Consider the following 15,123-nt stretch of genomic DNA (forward strand, 5'->3'; position numbering starts at 1 on the left):
AGAAAAAGGTTTATAAAAAATTACGCGGCTATTGCAGGTTCAGCCTCTATTTCAGTCTTCCTGACCTCTACCCTGCGTAATGGGTATATCGGCTTTACATCATGGTATATGCTCGCTGAGAGTTTCCCTGTTATAATTTCCTGGACGAACTGCGGCATATCCAGTTCTTTCGCCTTTGCCTCAATGACATTATTCATTATTGAGCGAATAGCTTTGACCTGGTTCGCCCTTGCCCTTTTGATAGTGAAACACGAGGGTTTTACCCTTATGGTATAGCCATCTTTCGTGGTTACTGAAACATTCGTCTCAATCGCTGAGGTCTGCCTCTTTACAAGCGAGCGCAGGTAATCCTGCGTAAGTTGATGCCCCATGAATTTCGTGTATGCCGAGTCGCCGCCAACGCGGTCGATTTTCAGAATCAATTTGGTGTTCTGTTTTGAAAGGTCGTTTGTCAGTTCCCCGAGGGTTATTTCAACCACCCTTCCGATTAGTTTCTCGGGCACTTCAGCCACTGTTTCCCCGATATTGGGTTTTCCGAACATCTCAGGTGCAACCAGGTTGTACCATTGTTTTGCTTTCCAGCCTTCTGCTGCTTTTGTTACTGCCAATTAATTTCCTCCGGATTAATATTAAAGTGAATCATGTTCACAAAATCAAGCGTTAAATGGAGCATTGGATACTTAATACTTTTGTTAACGACACCCTTAAGTTTAATCAGGATAATTCAGAAAAGCCCCATGCGGGGGTAACCAAGCGGCCAAAGGTGATAGACTCAAGATCTATTCTCGCAGGAGTTCGAGGGTTCAAATCCCTTCCCCCGCATTTTAAAACTATTCAAATCCCCGAGCAGCCTATTCACTATTGCACCTGCATCATCAACTCCAAAGCCAGTACGTACAACCGCCAATACCTCGCATCCCTTATTGAAGCTTTCCGCATCCTCGCTGCTATCCGCGACAATGATGCGGGGTTTATCTGACATCGTGAAACCGTCAGCCAGCACAATATCATTATCCTCAAAGTATCGATCGCAAATCTCATCAATCCCTGCCTCTCTTTCAACACGTTTAATCACCGCAAATTTCACAGATGAAGAGATCGCAACAGTATCTGCCCCAGCCTTTGCATATTTCCACGTATCCTTGCCTTCAATATCCATCTCGAAATCACCGTGCTTGTGGTATTTTAGAGCGCCCACCGAGAGACCTTTGTTTTTAAGCTCTTTTATCAATGCCTCCATCAGCCTTGCCTTACCTGTTTTGCTTTTTCCCACAATGCAAATAACAGAAGGCATCAATGAAGCCTCTCTGGATGCGTAAACACCGACATTTTATCGTGTGACACAAAACATACAAGGCAAACCCCTGACCGCTGTGCAGCCTCAATACCGGTAGAGAGAGGCGCTGTCTTTGTTGCCACAAGAGGAACACCGGCGCGCGCTGCCTTCATCACCATCCCCGCAGACTGGCGCCCCGTGGATAAAAGGAAATGGCGGCTTACGTCGATGCCCTCAAGATTCGCTTTGCCCACAACCTTATCAAAAGCATTATGCCGTCCGACGTCTATCGCTTTTATCACGCATTCGCCCTCTGTGTTTACAAGGCATGCGGCATGAGTGCCATGAGTCTTTTTATAGATCTCTGATTCTAAAAAAATAAGGCTTTTCTTAATGGCATCCCGGCTGAATACGGTATCTGACCTGACATATATTTCTTCGTTCTCATCCCACCGCACGCCCACGCAACCCGAGGAGCGAAGCTCGCGCCAGATTTCAAGATGTTCGCTGGGTTCTATCTCGATGTGTATCGTTTTCTCATCTATGCGAAGCTCCCGAATTTCATCCTGAGTTTTCACCATGCCTTCGCAGATGAGATAACCAATGGCAAGCTCTTTTAACATTTCAGGCGTGGCAAGGATTGCAGCCATATGGAGTTTGTTTACAAACATATCAATGGTATCTTCAACCGCCACTGTATATGTTTTTTCGCGGGCGCTGTCAGTTAATTCCCTTGCTTTGTATTGCTTCGTGTACATATTGCCTTGGACAATTCCTGTATATCCTCGTGGGTATTGATATTCATAAACGTTCTTAGCTCGGGGTCGATTTCTTTAATCTCATCTGTTCCAACATAATTGACATACAATCTGAATACCGGGGCAAGAATTATGGTTTCCCCGCGTTCAATGGCTTTTTTTGTCTCCAGTATCATGGGTTTGCACCTGTAAACAGCATGCAGGGGCTCAAGAAATCCATCTTCCCTGCGCGGAATGGCGGCATCATATCCTTCGCTAATCCTCAAAAGCAGCTTTACTACCTTTTCGTTTATAAAAGGCATATCGCATGCAGCAACAAAACAATACTCGTCCTCGCATACCGCAAGTCCGGAAAGGATGCCTGCAAGCGGTCCTGTATTTTGATAGGCATCGTATGCAAATCTGTATCCTGGCAGAACAGCTTCAAGCAATTCGCCCTGTGCCTTATCACGCACGGAAATTATAATGTTCTCAACTACTTTCTCTATGTTCCTGATAACAAAAGCTATCAGGGGTTTGCCGTTGATGTCTATAAGGGCTTTTTCCCGATAACCCATGCGGCTGCCCATGCCGCCTGCGAGTACAAGCGCAGAAGACATGATTAGATATGTCCAGCCTCTTTCATGCTGAAATGCCGTCCGTCCCCGATTATGATATGGTCAAGCACCTCGATCCCCATTATCTTTCCCGTTTCTACCAGTTTCTTTGTTATTTCAATATCCTCTTTGCTTGGCGCCGGGTCGCCTGACGGATGATTATGAGCCACGATTATGTGCGCCGCTGATTCAGCAAGGGCAGTTTTGAATACTTCTCTTGGATGTACGATATTGGCATTAAGGGAACCAATCGAGATGATACTCTCTTTGATAATCTGGTTCTTGGTATCAAGGCAGAGTTCGATAAACAATTCTTTTTTCTGCTCACGCAATCCCGGATAGATTCGCCTGTAAACATCCTCAGGCGAGTGAATTATGGGTTTTGCCTCTTCGTTGAAGGATTCAAGCCTGCGCGCAATCTCAAAACATGCTGCAATCTGCGCTGCTTTACCTTCTTTTATTCCGTGGATCTCCATTAACTGGGCAAGGTTTGTCTGTGAGAGTTGTTTGAGGTTGTATTGCGATAATATCCTCTGGCAGAGGTTTATCACGTTCTCCTGCCTTGTACCAGTCCTTAGGATGATGGCAAGAAGTTCTGAATCGCCCAAAGCCGAGGCTCCGCACTTTATCAGCCTCTCCCTGGGTCTTTCGTCTTTTTGCATGTCAAGGATTCGTAGCTTGTATTCCTGCATATACCCGTAGAATTATTTTCCATATGATAAAATCTTTCTAATTTATTGCAAAAACCGCAAACCTATTATGAATACTTGGCTTATCTGGTACAGAGGTACTTTATGGATAATGTAGAAATTGTTTTAGAGATAGACGGGAAAAAAATCCCCATGAATGAATTTGTGAGGAAAATCCTGTGCGGGATGATTGCAGGTTCGGTTGAAACTCTTCGCGGGGTTGGAAACGATTGGAAGACCATCGATATCAGCCTTAAAAGATAGCCTTTCCAATGGCTGGTTTGAATATTAATTTCAGGTATTTCAAGAAAAACCTGCAAAGCATCGCAGCCCTTCTGCCCCTTCTTCCCGGAGCAAACCTCGTCCTGCAGCCGGTTGATGGCATAATGATCTACAGCTTTGCCACGCCGCAGGCACCTTATATTTTTCGGGAGGTTGAGCGATTAAAAACGCGTTCTATATTCATAGCAGGCGGTCCCCATCCCTCCGCATGTCCTGAGGAGACGCTTGGGTTTTTTGATTACGTTGTCATCGGAGAGGGAGAGGAGACGCTGCCTGAATTGGTATGTGCGCTTCAAAACGGAGGGGATATTTCAAAGGTCAATGGCATTGCGTACAAGAAAAATAACAGAATTGTTTTCACGGAAAAAAGAAAAAACGTTATTTTGGACAACTATCCGCCTTTTGATCCGGGCGTTATGCACAGCAGCATAGAGATCACCCGCGGCTGCCCGTTTAACTGCGCTTACTGCCAGACCCCCCAGTTATTCGCAAACAAAATGAGGCACCGCAGCATTGATGTAATCTCAAAATATGCGGCATTTTTAGGAGATGTCAGGTTCACATCCCCAAACGCCTTTGCCTACGGCTCCGACGGTATTCACCCCAGGATTGAAAAAGTTGAAGCGCTGCTCCGGGCTTTACCCGGCAAAATATTTTTTGGCACATTCCCATCCGAAGTGCGCCCGGAATTCATAACCGACAGATTGCTTGAACTTGTATCAGAGCACTGCGCAAATTCCACGATAAACATGGGAGGGCAGTCGGGAAGCCAGAGTGTACTTTCGAGGATTAAACGCGGTCATGTTGTGGAAGATATTATCATCGGCTCGGAGAAATGCCTTGAGCATGGCTTCACGCCTGTGGTGGATTTCATATTCGGGCTGCCATATGAGACTGAAGAAGAACAGCTTGAAACCCTCAGGCTCATAAAATGGCTCACAGGAAAAGGAGCAAAAATACACTCCCATTATTTCCTGCCGCTTCCGGGAACGCCTCTTGAGAATCTCACGCCTGCGCCGTTATCAAGGCATGTGGAAAAAATAATGGGCGAACTGGCGCTCCATGGAAAAGCGACTGGCATATGGTTTAAAAAATGAAGACAGAGATTATTTCAATCCGTTTCTTTCAACCCACCTGCTATATCGGCGCTCATCTTCGGTTAAATTACCCCGGTATCAGTCAAAAGGGTTGCCCACGCTCGCAAATAATGCCATCACCCTGATGCGCCCAGTCATGGCATCATCCACACTTGCGCCCCAGATTATCCGCTTACAATGAACGTGCTGAGCCATCAATTCTCCCACTTTTGCAACTTCTTCAAGCGTCATTTCCTGCCCGCCTGTGATATGTATAAGTAAACCATGGGCAGAAGACAGGTCTGGAATGTCAAGCAGGGGAGCAGCTATCGCCTGCTGGACAGCTTTTTCAACACGTTCCTGACCATCTGCTTCCCCGATCCCGAACGATGATATGCCCCCATTTTCAAGTACTGCCCGGAGGTCTGCAAAATCAAGGTTCATCAGGCTGGGTTGTGTAATGGTTTCCGTGACGCTCTTAATGAAGGTGCCGATCAGGGTATTTGCAACAGCAAAAGCTGTTTTAAGAGGCAATTTTCCCGCCACTTTACGAAGTTTGGTGTTATCAAGCAATACCACAGAGTCACAGAGCGCGGAGAGAGCCTGAATACTTTTTTTAGCGTTTTCCCGTCTCAGCGACTCTATCTCAAAGGGCATGGTCAGGCATGCGATTGTGAGCGCGCCAAGCTTGCGCGAAATCTCCGCGACGACAGGAGCAGCCCCGGTTCCTGTCCCTCCGCCGAGCCCTGCCACTATGAACACGATATTGCACCCTTTAAGTTCTTTTTTGAGTTGTTTGGTGCTTTCACGTGCACATTCAGCGCCTACCTCGGGAAAGCCACCACATCCCTTACCCCTGCATCTCTCTTTTCCGATAAGCATGCGTTTGTCCGCTCTCTGTAGAACAAGGTGGTTTATATCGGTGTTAGCCGCAATTGTTTTTGCGCCTGCGATGCTCCTCTGCGAAAGATACGTGATAATGTTGCATCCTGCGCCTCCAAGACCGATAACTGCCACAGTCGGTCTTGATGCCTTCATAATCTCTGTCAGCTTTGCGCTCATTGGAGAAGTTTAATAGATTATCTTTGATATAAATATATTCGATAACTCTTGGTTTATGGAAAGTTTATGGCGATTAGCTTTCTCTCCGCGACACTGGAACTCGTGTTTGAGCAGCTGCCAGAAATCGTTTTGTAATCATAACATTTATACATTACAAAACTAATTCCCACGCATGGTCACCGTAATGGAGCTTTACCAGCTCTTGCCCAGAACCAACTGCAAGCTGTGCGGCGAAGCCACATGCATGGCTTTTGCGGTTGCGCTGCTCTCAAGGAAGAAGAGCATATCTGAATGTACTCCTTTACTTGAAGCGAACTTCAAAAAGCAGAAAGAAAAACTCGAATCCCTGCTTTTACCTTCTGCCGGTGCAGGGGAGACGGGCATGATAGTACATCCCGAGCTGTGCACAGGCTGCAGTAATTGCGTTGTTGCATGCCCTGTGGATGTGGCAAACGACCCGCATGGTGCAGGCATTGGACGTGCTCCTACCAACGATAAAGTGATATTCAAAGTAGTGGAGGGAAAAGTGGTGGCTTCAAACATCAAGGAGTGCAGGCGCTTTGGAAAGAACAAGGTGCTCTGCTATGCCTGCATAGACCCCTGCCCCACAGGCGCAATCGAGTTTGTTTAGTGATCACTATGGTTACCTGCACCGGGTGCGCGCTGCTATGCGATGATATCGAAGTTATAGTTGAAAACAACAGGATAAAAGAGACGCAAAATGCATGCAGGCACGGGGCTGCAAAGATCAGGGGTTGCATAAAAAGGTTAGCTCCTTCTATCGCCCAACGACCGGCTGATATCGAAAGCTGCATCAAGAAAGCGGTGGAAATCCTAAAGGACGCCAAGTCGCCCATGCTTTTTGGCTGGAGCAACTCAACATGCGAAGCCCAGTCAAAAGGGATTCAGCTCGCAAAAAAATTAAATGCGGTAATCGACGATACCTCCTCATTCTGCCAGGGAATCCTGATTGAAAAGGTACTCCAGAAAAAGTTCAGGACATGCACACTTCCTGACATAAGGAACAAAGCAGATGTGCTTGTATACTGGGGTTCTGATGCCCAGGACTCAGAACCGCGGCACCTATCAAGGTTCTCGTATTTTCCCCGCGGTGAAGCCCGCCAGCGCGGGTACGAAGAAGACAGAATCGCCATAGCCATAGACGTGCGTGAATCCAATACAGCCAAGATATGCAAAGGGCATTTTTACAGGATACCGCTAAAAGGCGACAGGGAGTTCATTCTTGCCCTGATGGACGCACTTTCAGGAAAAGTGCCGAAGCTGGATGCAAAAAAAATGCTTGAACTTGCAAGCATATTGAAAAAAGCAGAGTTCGGGGCGATTTTCGTGGGTATTGGGCTTACGTATTCGATAAAAGACGACTTTGATATTCTGGTAAAGCTGGCTGACATGCTTCCCAATTTCAATATCATGCCCATGGTCGGACATTACAATATGCGCGGCTTTAACGAGGTTTTGTTCAAAGAGACGGGTTTTGTTAACCGCGTTAAGTTTGACGGCAAAGCTGCCCATGATAACAAGTATTCTATTGTAGAAGCGCTTCGGAATAAATGCATAGATGCGCTGCTTGTTATAGGTTCAGACCCGCTGTCAAGCCTTCCGCGTTCTGTAATTTCCCATCTTGCAAATATACCACTGATATGCATCGATCCATGCGTTACCCTGACATCAAGGATAGCGAGCGTAACAATCCCGTGTGCAGTCTCTGGAGTGGAATCCGGCGGGAGTGCTGTAAGGATGGATGGAGAGGTGGTTGAATTAACAAAAATTCTCAAGACAGATTATCCCAGCGATGAGGAACTTCTGACACGATTGATGGAGGCGCTGTGATGGGCATTGATGTTGGGAAGTTTTTGAAATCACCTGAATACGAAATCAAAATCACGACTTTCCGGGACATCTTTCAGGTTGAGGCGCTTGAATGCGACAGGTTGGGCGAGGAATACAGGAAACTCTCAGCTTGCCTTATAATGAGTAAAAATGACCTGAATAAAATGGGCTTGAAAGCTGGAGACAAAGTGAGAGTTTACAACAATTGGGGCAGCATTGTGGTGGAGGTGAAGGAAACAAAAAGAGATGAGCCCGGAGGAATAGCATTCATGGTGAACAGCCCCTGGTCAAATGCTCTTGTTTCGGGTGATGCTGGAGGAAAAGGGATTCCTGAGTTTAAGAATATCACTGCAAAGGTTTCTCTTGTAAAAGAAGAGGTTACGACGCTTGAAAATTTGATTGGGATTTTCAGAAAATAGAAGCTGCCTGCTAGGTCGATATAAGGGCGTTTTAATTAGATTATTTCTTCAACAAATACTCCTTTTAGCCAGCGCCGCTGCCTTTGCATCTATTTCATATGCTGTGAATTTATTGCCGGCGATCTCTTTATGCTTAAATCTTTCAATTATGTTCTCGATTTTTTTCATAGTGGGATAATCTACTATGGACTCACCACAATGCACACACACTTTTGCTGGCAGGTTATCAATGACCAGAAGCTTGCCCTCTACCCATACCTCTTCCCGGATTTTATCCTTTTTTAATTGTCCTCCACAGACAGGGCATTGTGGAGTCATTTGCGTTTCTTGTGAGCTTCCCATAAATTCTCATCTGGATAATAAGTCAGGTAACTATCTAAACATTATCGGCGAAAAACCTATCCTCTCATCAAACACCCTTTCCGCTGAAATATCCATCTCCACTATGAAAACCTCAACCACCATGAACACCTGCGCTTTTTTCCTGAAACAGCCCGTAACCATCCCCTTGCTGCTGCCGGCAGCACCGTGAAGATGAATCTTTGGCTTGCCTTTTTCCAGGAAAATATTGCCTGCGCCGATAATCTCGCGCACGTCATTGAATGCCGACCAGACCGTGGTAGGAGGTACTACTTTTTCTTTCGGACCTGTCACCAGCTCTGCACTGCTCATTGCCCCGAGCATAATAAAAAAAGCTGAGCCTATGTCTTCTTTCAGGGCAAGCCCGCAGAGTTCATCGATTACATCCTCGCCGTGGTCAACCCTGACAGCAAATATCCGTGTTATTGAGCCTTTCCGATAATCCATGAACAGGATATATCCGCAATAATTTTAAAACTTGCGATACCACCGTTACATTTTTAAGCCTTCAGCATATTAAAAGCCAGTATGTCAAAAAAAATAATATGGATTCCATTACTACTTATCACGGCTATTCTAATTTCCGGATGCACGACCACAGGCACGGATTTAATACCAAAAACCAATTTACCTCCTGGTTTCACCTACATGGGAACCCATGTAATTCCTGTATACATAGGCGGCTCTTCAATAAATGCGACTGAAGGCGTTTATAGGAACAACGGCGAAGATTTTTATATTCAGGTGATTGAAAGCGACAACCCTCAGGCTCTCTTGGCAGCGTACAAGTTACAGATACAAAAGGAATTTAAATCCGGTAGTCCCTTCACGCCAATCTCTTTTAACGGGCATGATGCAACGAAGGTTACAGACATCCACATAGAAAAAGGACAGCAGAAACAGGATTATTCGGTAGTCTGGGCGACAGGAAAAGCCATGATTTTAGTCGCTTCGCCTACTGCTGACAACCAGACAGTGATTGCTCTTGCAACAGCAACAAGGTCCTAGAGCAGTCCCATCATTGTGTGCGTTTGCGGTATAGCACGCACATCCTTTAATTTTTTTCCGGCAAAATCCATGAGCCGAAGCAGGAGTTTAGAAGATACCTGCTGTTTTTGAGTAACTGGCTGGAGTATAAATGGAATACCCGGGTCTATTGAGGCAACACCATTGACAGCAACGGATATCGACTGCGTGGTGGTTTCAGGCAGGACTATTACTTTCACAAAGGTCTTTGATGTTTCGTAAAATATAGAGATTGTCTCAAGCTCGTTCTTCAATAATTCTGCATAATGGTCTGTGGAATCGTGTTCCGGCAATTTGATGTCGCACGATGCTATCGCGATCGTATCCTTCAATTCCAGGGCTTTCTCCGGGAACCCTGCATTGGTCTCGAGGTATAATGGATATTCAAGGTTTAGCGTCTTAATAAAATCTGCATGAATCAGGGGTTCCCCTCCTGTCAGGCTTATATGTCTGGTTGAAGGCGACCACAGTTTGCGGATTAATTCCTCTGCATGTTCCTTATTCAAGGGATTTTCAATATTATAGAAATCCCCTTTCCCGGGGGTTTTCTCGACCCTGCAGTACCGAGAAATATTGCGTGATTCCGGCGTATCGCAGTATGCGCAGTGAAGCTGGCATTTCTCAAACCGCACAAATACCTGACGGGTGCCGACGTACAACCCTTCGCCCTGGATTGAATTAAAAATCTCACTTATATGGGCATTACTTGACAAAATCAATTCCGTATTTTGCAGTGGATATATTTCCTGATGTGCCCTTTCCAAGTATCTGCGGCGACTTGACGCCTGTTACAACTATCATCGTCCTTACAATATTCTCAAGGTCAGGATCTACCACAGCGCCCCATATCAACCGTGCCTTGGGATCAACACGGGTATACAGTTCATTCACCACGCTTTCTGCTTCGGCTATCGTCATATCAGGTCCACCTATAACATTAACAAGAGCACCTGTAGCACCTGAAACATCCACATCCAAGAGCGGGCTCCGAAGCGCTTTCTGCACTGACTCTACTGCCTTGTTCTCCCCTTCAGCCTCTCCCAGACCTATCATCGCCACGCCGCTTTTCTGCATTATCACCCTCACATCGGCAAAATCAAGATTAACTAGACCTGGCTTTGTTATAAGTTCAGTTATCCCTTTGACAGAGCGCATTAAAATTTCATCACATACCTTAAAAGCCGTCTGCAAGGGAAGATGAGGTACAACTTCGAGCAACTTATCATTGGGAACCACGATGACCGTATCCACAATATCACGCAGCCTCTCAAGCCCCGCTTCTGCATTATCCATGCGTATCGAGCCTTCAACCGAGAAGGGAAGCGTGACCACAGCTATGGTCAGAGCTCCGGCATCCCGGGCAATTTCAGCCACTATCGGCGCGGCTCCTGTACCAGTTCCTCCCCCAAGACCGCAGGTCACAAAAACCATATCAGCATTATCCACAGCTTTCTCGATATCAGCCTTGGATTCCTGGGCTGCATCCTGACCTATCTGCGGAAGACTTCCTGCGCCCAGTCCTCTGGTTCTACTTCGACCGATAAGGATTTTCCTCGGGACTTTAACATGGAGAAGATGCTGGGCATCGGTATTAATGGCATACAATTCTGCCCCAACTATTCCCTCCTCGGACATTCTCTGGATTGTATTTGAGCCCGAGCCGCCGCATCCTACGACCACGATATTCGTCTTTAATTCCTGTAAAATTTTTACAAGTTCATCGTCTGTGTCCCCAAGAACAGGCATTGGAGATTCACCTGCTCTTGAAATTGCCTCTTTTATAATCGATTCCATGCTTTTTCCTCAGTCCATCTCTTAACCCAATCTAATGGTTTTTTTATATATTTCATATACCATCTCTGGATTTATAGTTTTTCCATCCACAATCACAGATTCGCCCCTTGCCAGCCGTCCATAGAGGGGTCCTTCATCTATCCCGATGGATTTTGCAAGTTGTGGGCTGAACTTTTTTTCTATTATCTGCATTGTTCCTTTATCCAGGCTGATTTCATAATGTTTTTTGAGCATTTCTATACACTCGTTTGTCAATTCTTCGGCTGCCAGCCTGGCGCAGTGATCATTCAACCCAATTACGACATGAGCTAACCTGCCATCTTCATATTCGATATAGGCGATGTTATGCTTCGAGAGGAATTCCTTCAGCTTGTTTCTGTCGAGTTTTTCTGCTTCTGATAGAAGAGCCGGGTTTATCCGTGCGATTTTCACCTTCGGGCATATGCAGGTTGAGCAGGAAATTTCGCATCGTATGCCTTCTGTTATCATGGGCTTGCCCATCGGGCAGATTTCCTTCACCCGTCTGCGTAGCGCCCTGCAAAACTCCCATGGTATTCCATCCATGTCCTTTATATCGCTCTCTTTGAGCACCTCGTATCCTGTACTTTCTACCAGGGTGCGCAGTTTTTCGCGCTGCTCTCCTTTCATAGATTTCCTGTCAAAGTACGCAAAGTCAGCCCTTGATTTCGAAAAAGCCTGGCGCACCATGAACTCATCCATTTCATCAAGCACAAAAGAGGGGAATATGTGCCCGAAAGTGATATCTGTCGAAAGAATGAGCGCAGTTTGTCTTGGCGCATAGTGCGTGCCACCAAAACCAATCGCGACAGGCGAATCCCCGTCTTTCAGCATCAGTATTGCACTTGCCGCAATCCTTCCTGCAACCTCGTCCACCCACTGCGCTTCGTTTGAACCGATTTCGATGAAAAGAGACGGGATATTTATGTCGCTTGGTCCATGATGCGTGCACTCAAGAGTTACCTCATATTCCTCATTCTCAGCCAGCATCCGAAGGGAGCAAAGCAGCGAACGCACAGCCTGCGGCGCAGCAGCTGCAAGTTTCCTCTCGCTTCCCCCGAATTTCGCTTCCTTTACGTTGCCTGTAGAGTGGACTGTAAGAATAGCACGCCCATCTTTGCTTCTGTGTTTGGATGCAAATATTATGAGACCTGTAGGGAAACCCCATGAGAGCAATTTCCTGTCGATTCCATCCTGATGGATAAGTGATTCTCTTATTTCAACAATCCTGAAATCCTTATATTCAAAAGCCGAATAAGCGCTATCCTGACCTGCGGGCTCCCATTTTCTGACATTTAAAAGACTTTTTTTGATATTCTGGCTTGCCTGATCCAGAGTTGAACAAACTATTGTTACCTTTGTTTCATCGCTCAAACTGCCTTCGTATTATGTTTAAACGAACTTAATCTATATCGCTGCCTGTAATCAGCTTTTTATCCACTATGGTGTAATCCTTCGCGGCTCTTACTGCTCCAAACGGGATCATAACATGACCATTCTGTATCTGGTATTTTGAAGTATCCACATTGGGTGCTGGTTTCACCATCAGATATATCAGATCTCCAGTATGGGTATCCATAACCACGTTGCTGGCAAATCCCAATTCCGAGCCATCAGTAAGCATTACCCTCTTATTAGCTAAATTTTTTGCAAGTATTTTTGCCATAGAAATCCCATTCTTTTCTTATCTATAACCTATATAAGACTTCTGTTCCTGCTTTGCCCCGCCCTTAAACTGCTCCTGCAGCTTCTCATAATATTCCAGCATATCCTCGGCAAGAGCGGGTCTGACTTTCTTCAATGCGTCTTTGAAATGCCTCATTTCCACTTTTTCAGTATCGAAATTCTCCCGGAGAGCCAGCATAACCGCTTCCCTGCACAAAGATTCCATATCTGACCCCACATAATTATCAGTAAGGTCAGCAAGCTCTTCTATGCTCACGTCCTCGGAAAGCGGCGTATTCTTCAGGTGAATCTTGAATATCTCAATCCTTCCAGACCTCGATGGAGGTCCTACAAAAACCAGCCTGTCAAACCTGCCCGAGCGGATGAGAGCTGGGTCGATTATCTCAGGCCTGTTGGTTGCGGCAATTACCACAACGTTCTTCAACACCTCTATTCCGTCAAGCTCTGTGAGCAGCTGATTGATCACGCGTTCCGAGGTCTTCGAGCCGAACTCAGTGCCACGGATGGGAGCGATTGCATCAAGCTCGTCCAGGAAAATTATGGACGGCGCTACCTGACGCGCTTTCTTGAATATCTCGCGTATTGCCTTTTCAGATTCCCCCACCCATTTGGATAAGAGCTGCGGACCGCGGACGCTTATGAAATTGGCAGAACTCTCGTTTGCAACTGCCTTGGCAAGCAGCGTTTTTCCTGTCCCGGGAGGACCGTATAGCAGTATGCCCTTTGGGGGGCGGATGCACATTTTTTCAAATTTCGCAGGATAGTTGAGGGGCCATTCCACAGCTTCTTTTATCTCCTGCTTTACATCATCAAGACCGCCCACATCATCCCATTTAATCCTTGGGATTTCAACCATCACCTCCCTCATAGCCGATGGCTCAACCTCCTTGAGCGCCTCTTCAAAATCGCCGCCTGTGACTTGCATGCTCTCAAGCAACTCATGCGGGACAGCCTCCTCAAGTTTTATCTGGGGGAGGTATCGGCGGAGCGCTTTCATGGCTGCCTCTTTTGCAAGTGCTGAGATGTCAGCCCCCACAAACCCGTGCGTCCTGTCTGAGATGTATTCAAGCCTGACATCTTCGGAAAGCGGCATTCCACGAGTGTGAATCTGAAAAATTTCAATCCTTTCAAGCCTGTCCGGTACGCCTATTTCTATCTCGCGGTCAAACCTGCCCGGGCGGCGAAGCGCAGGGTCAATCGCATCGATGCGGTTCGTAGCACCAATCACCACCACCTGCCCTCTTTCTTCCAGCCCATCCATCATTGTAAGAAGCTGCGCCACAACCCTGCGCTCCACTTCACCTGTCACTTCTTCCCTTTTCGGGGCGATGGAGTCAAGTTCGTCTATAAAAATAATGGACGGAGCATTCTTGTTTGCCTCTTCGAATATCTCGCGCAGCCGCTGCTCGCTCTCCCCATAATACTTGCTCATTATCTCAGGACCTGCTATGGAAAAGAAATTTGCTCCTGATTCGTTTGCAACAGCCTTGGCTATCAGGGTTTTCCCTGTTCCGGGAGGTCCGTACATCAGCACACCCTTGGGCGGCTCGATGCCCAGCCGTTCAAATACTTCAGGGTGCTTCATGGGCAGCTCGATCATCTCGCGCAGGCGCTGGATTTCATCACTCAATCCCCCTATGTCCTCATAGGTTATTCCCGTGCCAGTGACATCCAGTACCACAGGTTTCTCCCTGAGTATTATTTCAGTCTTATCAGTAATCAGTATAATACCCACAGGTTCGGCTTCTATTGCGATCAGGGGTATCGCCTGCCCTGTTGGCACACGTCCAAAGAATGGATGAGCCATAGTGCTCATTACCGGTATAATATCCCCCTTGCTGATTGGACGCTTCAGGAGCTGGCGTTTTACCGTCTCCTCGACGTCCCCTTTAAACTCAATCGGTGAGCCTTCAGGTGGGGCGAGAACCACCTTTTCTGCAGGTCTGACATCTGCTTTCCTTATCTTGATGGTATCTCCTATACCGACGCCGGCATTCTGCCTTATAAAACCGTCAATACGAATTATATTTTGTTCCCAATCATTTCTATCCGCACGCCAGACTTTTGCAGATGTGCTTTTTTTCCCCTCGATTTCGATGATGTCACCGGGTATAAGCTGCAAGACCATCAATATGTGCGGGTCAAGGCGTGCTATTCCTCTACCGGCATCGTTCGGGTATGCCTTTGCAACAGTGAGCTGCTTTCTTTCTATTTCATCCATTATTATTTC

General features: G+C 46.5%; 18 protein-coding genes and 1 tRNA gene. 7 read left to right on the forward strand and 12 right to left on the reverse strand.

The genetic code is table 11. The annotated features are described in order from the left end of the window. Positions 1-20: 20 nt before the first annotated feature. Positions 21-608: a 30S ribosomal protein S3ae gene (locus O8C68_08430; protein MCZ7395829.1), complete on the reverse strand. Its 588-nt coding sequence runs from the start codon at positions 606-608 to the stop codon at positions 21-23. 131 nt (positions 609-739) lie between these two features. On the opposite strand from O8C68_08430, the gene O8C68_08435 reads away from it, so the two are divergent. Further along, positions 740-822, forward strand: a tRNA-Leu gene (locus O8C68_08435). A 471-nt stretch (positions 823-1,293) separates the two neighbouring features. Here O8C68_08435 and fdhD read toward each other — a convergent pair. The 3 genes from fdhD to radC are packed head-to-tail and all read right to left on the reverse strand — an operon-like array spanning position 1,294 to position 3,322. Beyond that, positions 1,294-2,034, reverse strand: a complete 741-nt coding sequence (gene fdhD, locus O8C68_08440; GenBank protein MCZ7395830.1) for a formate dehydrogenase accessory sulfurtransferase FdhD — start codon at positions 2,032-2,034, stop codon at positions 1,294-1,296. After that, the gene (locus O8C68_08445) at positions 2,001-2,633 is read right to left on the reverse strand and encodes a molybdenum cofactor guanylyltransferase (protein ID MCZ7395831.1); all 633 of its coding nucleotides are present in this window, start codon (positions 2,631-2,633) and stop codon (positions 2,001-2,003) included. The genes fdhD and O8C68_08445 overlap by 34 nt, the downstream gene beginning before the upstream one ends. A gap of 2 nt (positions 2,634-2,635) precedes the next feature. Beyond that, positions 2,636-3,322, reverse strand: coding sequence for a DNA repair protein RadC (gene radC / locus O8C68_08450; GenBank protein ID MCZ7395832.1), 687 nt, complete (start codon positions 3,320-3,322; stop codon positions 2,636-2,638). 102 nt (positions 3,323-3,424) lie between these two features. On the opposite strand from radC, the gene O8C68_08455 reads away from it, so the two are divergent. Together O8C68_08455 and O8C68_08460 are read left to right on the forward strand one after the other, a co-directional pair. Further along, entirely contained in the window at positions 3,425-3,583 is a 159-nt protein-coding gene (locus O8C68_08455) for a hypothetical protein (GenBank protein MCZ7395833.1), read from the forward strand. A gap of 17 nt (positions 3,584-3,600) precedes the next feature. Beyond that, a complete protein-coding gene (locus O8C68_08460) occupies positions 3,601-4,698 on the forward strand; it encodes a TIGR04013 family B12-binding domain/radical SAM domain-containing protein (GenBank protein ID MCZ7395834.1) in 1,098 nt (365 codons plus the stop codon). Between the two features lie 78 nt (positions 4,699-4,776). Here the strand turns inward: O8C68_08460 and ftsZ (O8C68_08465) are convergent, their stop codons facing one another. Continuing rightward, a complete protein-coding gene (gene ftsZ, locus O8C68_08465; protein MCZ7395835.1) occupies positions 4,777-5,739 on the reverse strand; it encodes a cell division protein FtsZ in 963 nt (320 codons plus the stop codon). Between the two features lie 172 nt (positions 5,740-5,911). On the opposite strand from ftsZ (O8C68_08465), the gene O8C68_08470 reads away from it, so the two are divergent. The 3 genes from O8C68_08470 to O8C68_08480 are packed head-to-tail and all read left to right on the forward strand — an operon-like array spanning position 5,912 to position 8,009. Continuing rightward, complete coding sequence (locus tag O8C68_08470; protein MCZ7395836.1) at positions 5,912-6,370, forward strand: 4Fe-4S binding protein; 459 nt, start codon at positions 5,912-5,914, stop codon at positions 6,368-6,370. Between the two features lie 8 nt (positions 6,371-6,378). Continuing rightward, positions 6,379-7,590: a formylmethanofuran dehydrogenase subunit B gene (locus O8C68_08475; protein ID MCZ7395837.1), complete on the forward strand. Its 1,212-nt coding sequence runs from the start codon at positions 6,379-6,381 to the stop codon at positions 7,588-7,590. Then, positions 7,590-8,009 carry a formylmethanofuran dehydrogenase gene (locus tag O8C68_08480; GenBank protein MCZ7395838.1) on the forward strand — a complete coding sequence of 140 codons (420 nt, stop codon included), beginning with the start codon at positions 7,590-7,592 and terminating at the stop codon, positions 8,007-8,009. The genes O8C68_08475 and O8C68_08480 overlap by 1 nt, the downstream gene beginning before the upstream one ends. A 48-nt stretch (positions 8,010-8,057) precedes the next feature. Here the strand turns inward: O8C68_08480 and O8C68_08485 are convergent, their stop codons facing one another. Together O8C68_08485 and O8C68_08490 are read right to left on the reverse strand one after the other, a co-directional pair. Continuing rightward, on the reverse strand, positions 8,058-8,351 hold the full coding sequence (locus tag O8C68_08485) for a type II toxin-antitoxin system MqsA family antitoxin (GenBank protein ID MCZ7395839.1): 294 nt from the start codon (positions 8,349-8,351) through the stop codon (positions 8,058-8,060). Between the two features lie 30 nt (positions 8,352-8,381). Beyond that, a complete protein-coding gene (locus tag O8C68_08490; protein ID MCZ7395840.1) occupies positions 8,382-8,816 on the reverse strand; it encodes a DUF296 domain-containing protein in 435 nt (144 codons plus the stop codon). Between the two features lie 81 nt (positions 8,817-8,897). Here O8C68_08490 and O8C68_08495 point away from each other — a divergent pair, with 81 nt between their 5' ends. Continuing rightward, positions 8,898-9,377: a hypothetical protein gene (locus O8C68_08495; GenBank protein MCZ7395841.1), complete on the forward strand. Its 480-nt coding sequence runs from the start codon at positions 8,898-8,900 to the stop codon at positions 9,375-9,377. Here O8C68_08495 and O8C68_08500 read toward each other — a convergent pair. Genes O8C68_08500 through O8C68_08520 form a run of 5 tightly spaced genes read right to left on the reverse strand, consistent with a single transcriptional unit; the run spans position 9,374 to position 15,114 of the window. Beyond that, the gene (locus O8C68_08500) at positions 9,374-10,108 is read right to left on the reverse strand and encodes a 7-carboxy-7-deazaguanine synthase QueE (GenBank protein ID MCZ7395842.1); all 735 of its coding nucleotides are present in this window, start codon (positions 10,106-10,108) and stop codon (positions 9,374-9,376) included. The two genes, O8C68_08495 and O8C68_08500, sit on opposite strands and share 4 nt — an antisense overlap. Next, positions 10,098-11,189 (reverse strand): cell division protein FtsZ, encoded by a 1,092-nt coding sequence (gene ftsZ / locus O8C68_08505; protein MCZ7395843.1) that lies wholly within the window; start codon positions 11,187-11,189, stop codon positions 10,098-10,100. Before ftsZ (O8C68_08505) ends, O8C68_08500 begins: the two co-directional genes overlap by 11 nt. Positions 11,190-11,210: 21 nt before the next feature. Continuing rightward, positions 11,211-12,581, reverse strand: coding sequence for a hypothetical protein (locus O8C68_08510; protein ID MCZ7395844.1), 1,371 nt, complete (start codon positions 12,579-12,581; stop codon positions 11,211-11,213). 28 nt (positions 12,582-12,609) lie between these two features. Continuing rightward, on the reverse strand, positions 12,610-12,873 hold the full coding sequence (locus O8C68_08515; GenBank protein MCZ7395845.1) for a PRC-barrel domain-containing protein: 264 nt from the start codon (positions 12,871-12,873) through the stop codon (positions 12,610-12,612). A gap of 18 nt (positions 12,874-12,891) precedes the next feature. After that, complete coding sequence (locus tag O8C68_08520) at positions 12,892-15,114, reverse strand: CDC48 family AAA ATPase (GenBank protein MCZ7395846.1); 2,223 nt, start codon at positions 15,112-15,114, stop codon at positions 12,892-12,894. Positions 15,115-15,123: the final 9 nt, after the last annotated feature.

The organism is Candidatus Methanoperedens sp. (genome assembly GCA_027460525.1).
Lineage (GTDB): Archaea > Halobacteriota > Methanosarcinia > Methanosarcinales > Methanoperedenaceae > Methanoperedens.